A 6,610-nucleotide genomic window follows, 5' to 3' on the forward strand; every position below is an offset into this window, starting at 1 on the left:
CATCTGTCGCGCCTCGCGCAAGGATTCGTGGTCGCGAAACGCATCGTCGCGGCCGACTTCGGCGGCCTCGATGTAGCCGGTGAGAACGCGCAGCGACGGTAAGGAGTCGTCGGCAGGATATTCTTGGGAAAGGCGATCGCAAGCTTGCAGAGCGGCCGACGCGTCGCGCCGCTCGAGCGCATGCACAGCGTCGTTCCTCAGCATCACCTCGCGGCCGTGTTCGAAGATGTCGAGTTGCATCGTTTCACCCGTGCATCAAGGCATCAAGGCAACACGCATGACTTTGGGAGAAGGGTCGAGCGGGTGCTTCCACGGCCCTCGTCGTCTCCCGGCTCGACGGCCGGCGCGGCATGCCTTGCGCTCGAGTCGCCGGGGAAACAACTGTGCCCGGCTACACGGTAAGTTCGTTTGCGATAAAGGCATTTCGCGTTCTTTATGGACCCTCGTACTGCCCAGTTCGCGCTCGATGTCTTCGATGCTTGGCTGGCTTTCGGCTAGCCTCGGGCAGGGCCTCAATGAGATGGTACTCTGCCACGCCCATCGGACTGTCGATGCCGCGCAGTGCGTACTCGGCCACGAGGTTGCGCTGCTTGCGCAGCAACAGGCCGATGAAGCAGAAAGCGCGTGATGTTCTGCACCAAAGCGCCGCCGATGTCGCGCTCTTGTGCCGCCTCACCCAGCCCCATGAAGTTGAAGCGGTAGGGATCTTTCGACGACTCGCGCGCGCCAGGTCCGATAGCCGGGCCGCTTCCCATTTGAAGCCCGGTTTTTATGTGACGCGCCGGATCCTCGCTGACCCGTGAGCGGCTTTGCGAACTCTTGTTAACCCTGGGACTGCGGGGCGACGAGAAGCGTCAGTCCAATTCCGGCATCTGGGGCAAAAAGCGTGCCGGCGTGGACAGCTTGAAGAGCTCCGCCCCCTTCAGCCTGCAGCACGCGAGGCGTATGGGCCTTGGCAAAACTCCCACCGAACCTGCTGGTGCCTAGTAGGTCATCTCAATGGTCATGCCCTGGGCCCACCGGTTCTCCCAATGCGCGAGGTAGCTTGCCGCCACCTTCGGATTGCTCCACACCACCAGCACGTTTTCAGAATTGGATTTCGCCGCCGCCTGGCTGTAGTTGAAGGAGCCAGTCTGCGTGTGCCTGCCATCCACCACGATGTACTTGTCGTGGTGAATCGCGTAGGTCGAGATCACCTTGGTCGGGATGTTGGCCCCGACGAGCAGGTTCATCGCCGCGATGTTCGCCTTGCCGCGGTTGCCCTTGTCATCGACCAGCACGCGCACATCGACGCCACGTCGTTTCGCATCGGTCAGCGCGCGAACAACCGAAGGCGAAGTGAAGGAATAGCCGGCCAGCCGGATCGAACTGCGGGCGCTGTCGATGACCTTGAGCACGAGGGTTTCGGAGCCCGCATCGGGCGAGAAGGCCACTTCGATCTGCGAGCCGGAGAGCGGGGCGCTGGGTGAACTGGCACAGCCAGCGAGAAGGGCAAAGGCGATGCCCAGCAGGGCATGGCGCGCGGCAGGAAGAAAGAAGGATCGCATTGAGTGTTCAGGTTGGGGCRCGACTGTAGCAACTTTGCGCGCGCTGTTTGGTTCGCGGCAGCGGCGCTCTTCGKAGAAGCCGGCGGTCACCTTGCTTGCATCCGATGGCGCCCCGCGACAAGCAGCTTCCATGCGCACGGCGCGCCTGGCACCCACCCAAGATCGTCATCTTCGGTGTGTCGTTCGATTGGCTCTGGCTGACCGGGGAACCGCCTCCAGGTTCATGCGCATTCATCATGCGCGTGCGACCGGCAAGTCGCTCCAACTGGTGGTGTAGTTGGGCGTCTTGAGGGACTGGCGCATGACCCACCTGCGCTTTGCGCCGGTGATCCCTGCGCTTGCCAACTGAATCGAGCCGCGACCATGCTGCTGGTTGATGGCGTCGACCGCACGCATCAGATGGCTGAGATCCTTGCCGGGCTCGTCCAGCGCGAGTTCGCCCTGCTCAACGGCGGCGTCCTGAAGATCGAGCAGCAGGACGCCCGCCTTGGCGTATTTGTAGCCGGGCTTGAAGATGGCGTGGAGGCCGCGAATGGCTGAGGCCGCAATCAGGCTGGTGTCTGCCGTCGGCCTGCGCAATGGCACGGTGATGGACCGCGAGTACTGCCGGTCCTGCTCCCGAAAAGGCGATGTGTGGATGAACACAAGGACCTGCGCCGCATAGCCGCCCTGCTTGCGAAGCTTCTCCGCCGCGCGGCTGCAGAAATCCGTCACGGCTTCCACCAGGTCACGCAGCTGTTCGATGGGGTGCCCGAAGCTGCGTGTGCATGCGATTTCCTTCTTGGCGGCCGCGACAGTTTCGAATCCGATGCAAGGTTGCCCCTGCAGTTCGCGCACCGTCCGTTCGAGCATCACGGACCAGCGCCGGCGCACTGTCGCCGGGTCGAGCCTTGCCACGTCGAGTGCGGTCGTGAGGCCTTCTGCGCGAAGCTGTTCGCCGATGCGGCTCCCGATACCCCAGATCTCACCCAGCGCCGTGGCTTGCAGCACGGCGTCCAGGTCGCTGGCGGGGAGGGCGGCGAGGTTCGCGACGCGGGCCAGTTCGATCGGGTAGCTGTCGGGCTTGCGATCCGCCGACTTGGCGACGTGGTTTGCAAGCTTGGCAAGCGTCTTCGTCGCCCCGATGCGATGCCGCAGGGAATGCCGGTCCATTGAAGGATTCGTTCACGCACCGCCTGGGACCGACGCGTGAGGTCGCGGATGCCTGCGACCCGACGAAGGATTCGTCGATGTTGTAGATCTCCTGCTCGGGTCCCAGGCCCGCAGCGATCGACATCGTTCGGCTGCTCATGTCGCCGTAAAGGGTGAAGTTGGCGCTCAAGGCGAGCACGCCGGAATCCGGGAGCTCGCGCTGAATCTGAAACCACGGCGCGCCCATCGCGATGCCGAGGGCCTTGGCCTCGTTGCTGCGCGCAATCGCGCAGCCATCGTTGTTGCTCAGGACGATGACCGGGCGGCCCTGCAAACTGGGCCTGAACACGCGCTCGCAGCTGACGTAGAAGTTGTTGCCGTCGACCAGGGCATACATGGAGGGTGCCTGGGCGACTTGCGGCAACGCAAGAGGCTGGCACAACGCTGAACGCAAGGAAGCAGGTAGCTCATCGCTCTGTTCTCGAAACGCGGGCCGGTCATAGCGTAAATCGCTTGATGGCGGCGGTCACGACCCCGCAGATGATGAGTTGCTGGCCCTCCCGGAAGGTGATTTCGGGGAAAGTCGGGTTCGCCGGGACGAGCTTCACCTTGTCCGCCCGCTTGTGCAGCGTCTTGACCGTGAGATCACCGTCGACCTGGGCGACGACGATGCAGCCGTGTCGAGGCTTCAAGGCCCGGTCGACCACCAGGATGTCGCCGTCATCGATGCCGGCTTCGTGCATCCACTGGCCGCTGACCTGCCAGAAGAAGGTGGCCTGCGGGTGCTTGATCAGCAATTCATTGAGGTCGTGTCGTTTGACCAAGAAATCATCGGCCGGCGACGGAAAACCGGCAGCCAGCTTGCCCTGAACGAAGGGCACGACGACGACGTCCGGCGTCAAAGCCGCGAGCAAGGCGGTCGCCGGAATACTGTTCATCCATCCAGTATAAATTGAAGTGCGGGTGGCGACGAAAATTTTCGATGGTGGTCGGCCGATTTGCGCTCGGCGCCCCCGCCTCTTGGAGGCGCATGAGCGGTGCCTGATCGAAGGTCCGCCCGGCCTTGACCTCCCGGGAGGAAAATGCGTACATGAACCCGACGGCTCCCGACATGCATGCTGCGCTCCGCAAGGTCAAGCGCTCCCAGACGACCCAATGGGTCGGTCATCTGACGCCGCCGGAAGCCAGGTCGCTCGTCCAAGCCGGGGCCACGGCCAGCCCCCCACGACCTCGCCTGGATCGAGTCGGGGCTTCAGGCCGGCAGCGACGGTGCCCGCTGGCTTTACTTTTCCGCCACGCCGGCGTTGCGTGCGCTATTGCGCGCGGCGCTGTCCTGACTCACATGTGCGCTCCGAGCTTGCTTAACTGGCCGACCGCTCGTTTATTGCTTTGGCGGGCGTTCACGCCAGGTTCCAAGTCACGGGGAAGACCATGAAGCGACAACTGAAGACGGCAGACGAGATTCATGCGGAGGTTTGGCGCCTCATCCACAGCGACGCCGAAGTGATCGATGATGGTGAACATGTCCACGTCCCGCAGCCCAGGTCGCAGCCACCCGGTGCCGAAGTGGACGGATGCAACTGGACGATGCGCAGTTTCGGAAACGCCTCGGCCTATCGCGATACGGTGTCGCGGGCCTTGGCCGCCGTGCAGGCGAAATGGAACCTGAACGCCTGACGACTGACTCTCGAGAAGCTTGCGGCACGCAAGATAGAACAGGCATCGACCGGCAACGCATCGTCGATCTGTTGGTACCATGAGGATGTGCTCTGCTCATCAATCGGCGGCGCGTAGGAGGAATGCGCGTCCTTCGCGACGGGCGCTGTTGCGGCACGAGGATTGCATGTGATCAGACAAGCTGCGTCCTCGGGTGAACGTGACCGGTTCGAGTGCGTCGGTTGTCTCCTCCACCGCTCCTTGGTGGATTTGGTCCTCGCGGTGCGAACCGCGAGGACTTTCTTTTGGTGCATGCCTCAACGGGTTCCCACAGAGACAAAGCACATCAGCACACAACGCTCCGCGCAATGTCACGATGACAAACACGGCATCGGCCTTGCCGGCGCGGCCCGCTCCGGTTCGCGTGGCGACGCTCATCCCTTCGCAACGCCCGACGGCCGCGTTGCGCATCCCGACGGCGCGAGGGGCTCGGATGCGGGAACGGGGCCGGTAAGAAATTCGTGGTGTCTTTTGAGGTTGGGGAGGGCTTGCCTTGATGGCTTCACGCTACCTCAGAAGGCCGGGAGGCTGGCACATCGTGGCCGCCGGGCGCGCAGCTGCAGTCGGGATCAGAGTGGTGGACGGTGGACGGTGGGCGCGGCAGCTGGAGAACGTGTCTCCATGCCGCAGGACTTGGGCGAGCTGGCGATCACGAACTTCGTGATTTCAGTTCGCCGGGCGAATCCAGGCGACCCTATGCTCGTGCTCATTGAAGACGACTGGTTCATAGGGAACTCTCGTACGCAGTGCCGGGCAACGTGCATTTGCTCTCGACGGCTTCGTTTCTCGATGGCCTGGAAAAGGCAGGCGTGATTCCTTCGGCCGCGGAGGTCCGAAGACGCATCCAACAGCAACGACCGCATTTTTGCGCCGATTGGCAGGTCGATCAGGACGCGGCCAAAAGTTGAAGGCGGAACGGAGTGGATCAGCAGGTTCGGTGGCTAGTCTTATTTGACTGCGACGGGTCGACCACCGACCTCTTTCGCCCTTGCCGTCACTGGCAGGGGCGGTTTTTCATCGGCGAGCTACCCGTATCGGGCCCCGCCAACAAGACCTCATCGTCTCGACAAGCTACGGCGCGACGGACTTGCCGGCCACGATATGGTGAAGAACGTTGTTTCGCTCATAGATTACAAAGATCGCAACAATGCTCATTCGGCCGGTGCGTCTGTAGCGGAAGGTGGGGGCGCTTCGCCAGATCCGGGCGTGTCCGCCGGGGCCGACTGCTCCGCTGCTCGGTCCGCCGCCTGGTCGCGCTGGTTCTGGGTATCGGCCGGGCTCGGTGCGAACCGACCGGCCCGACGGAACGCCCGATCGGACCCGGCGTAGTTCTCGGAGAGCGTCCGCTTCCGTTTCTTGTAGTGCCCCATGACCATCGCCGCGGCTTCGGGCCCGATGGTCGCCTGCATGTTGGCGGCGGCGGTCGAGCGGGTGTCGTAGAGTGAATAGAGCCGGCCGTCCTTGAAGGCTCGCAGACAAGCCTTTCGAAGTGCTGCTCGGCATCCGTCGAAAAAGCGCTCGAAGCTCCGGTCGTCGTAGGCGGCCGCCAGGTACTGCTGCACGTTGGTGAGGTGCGCGTCGACGGCGCCGACCCAGCGGGCTGGCACTTCGATGTCGCGCCAGGCAAGGCCCGCGTTGCGCAGCTCCCAGGCGCGCAGACGGCGCAGGCTGTCAATCGCGGCTTCGTTCGTCGTGTCAGTCTGCGCTTCTGCATGGTCGAAGAAGGCCAGGTTCCTGGCGAGCGCTTCCGACTGGCGCCTCGCCGCGGTGATCACGACSGARACGTTCTCCAGGTCGGCCTCGGCCATCGAGGCAAGATCGGCATCCGCGCGGTTCAGGAGCCGCTCTGGGATGTGCTGCCAGTCGAACACGGCTTGCTTCTTGAGCTTGGAGTTGGGCAGCCGAAGGATCCGACGATCGCGATCGAACCAGTAAGCGGTTTCCCATTCCCCAGGGCGGGCGCCGGTCGCGATGCCGGCGTTCAGCCAGGCCGTCGTCTTGGTGCCCCACGACTGGGGGGATCCGCGGGCTGCAAGGAGGCCGTTGAGAAGTGGTCCGAGATCCTGCTCCGCGATCGCCCGGGCCTTCACTCGTGCGTTGCGTTTGATCTCTTGAGCTGCGCCCTTGCGCGGGTTGAAGGCGCGAATGAGTTCGAGCCCGCTCTCCCGGACGGACGGCAAGAAGTCGATGTCGGGCTGCTTGAGCGCCCACATGAT

Annotated in this window: 5 protein-coding genes and 2 pseudogenes; 2 read left to right on the forward strand and 5 right to left on the reverse strand. The window is 63.5% G+C overall.

Annotation, left to right across the window (positions count from 1 at the left end):
* A pseudogene (locus tag AC1DY5_RS37140) lies at positions 1–240 on the reverse strand (hypothetical protein); the annotation flags it as partial.
* 368 nt (positions 241–608) lie between these two features.
* Between AC1DY5_RS37140 and AC1DY5_RS37145 the strand changes: the two are divergent.
* A complete protein-coding gene (locus AC1DY5_RS37145) occupies positions 609–803 on the forward strand; it encodes a hypothetical protein (RefSeq protein ID WP_478119478.1) in 195 nt (64 codons plus the stop codon).
* Between the two features lie 180 nt (positions 804–983).
* Here AC1DY5_RS37145 and AC1DY5_RS37150 read toward each other — a convergent pair whose 3' ends face one another.
* The 3 genes and pseudogenes from AC1DY5_RS37150 to AC1DY5_RS37160 form a co-directional block, all read right to left on the reverse strand.
* The gene (locus AC1DY5_RS37150) at positions 984–1,547 is read right to left on the reverse strand and encodes a phospholipase D family nuclease (RefSeq protein WP_478119482.1); all 564 of its coding nucleotides are present in this window, start codon (positions 1,545–1,547) and stop codon (positions 984–986) included.
* Positions 1,548–1,781: 234 nt separating this feature from the next.
* Positions 1,782–3,075, reverse strand: a pseudogene (locus tag AC1DY5_RS37155) (Y-family DNA polymerase).
* Positions 3,076–3,175: 100 nt separating this feature from the next.
* Entirely contained in the window at positions 3,176–3,616 is a 441-nt protein-coding gene (locus AC1DY5_RS37160) for a LexA family protein (protein ID WP_478119479.1), read from the reverse strand.
* Positions 3,617–4,109: 493 nt separating this feature from the next.
* Between AC1DY5_RS37160 and AC1DY5_RS37165 the strand changes: the two genes are divergently transcribed.
* Positions 4,110–4,355: a hypothetical protein gene (locus AC1DY5_RS37165; protein WP_478119480.1), complete on the forward strand. Its 246-nt coding sequence runs from the start codon at positions 4,110–4,112 to the stop codon at positions 4,353–4,355.
* A gap of 1,190 nt (positions 4,356–5,545) precedes the next feature.
* Here AC1DY5_RS37165 and AC1DY5_RS37170 read toward each other — a convergent pair.
* Positions 5,546–6,610 (reverse strand): hypothetical protein (locus tag AC1DY5_RS37170; protein ID WP_478119481.1); only part of this gene is annotated, 1,065 nt, incomplete at its 5' end.

Source organism: Variovorax sp. P4_D9 (assembly GCF_056401695.1).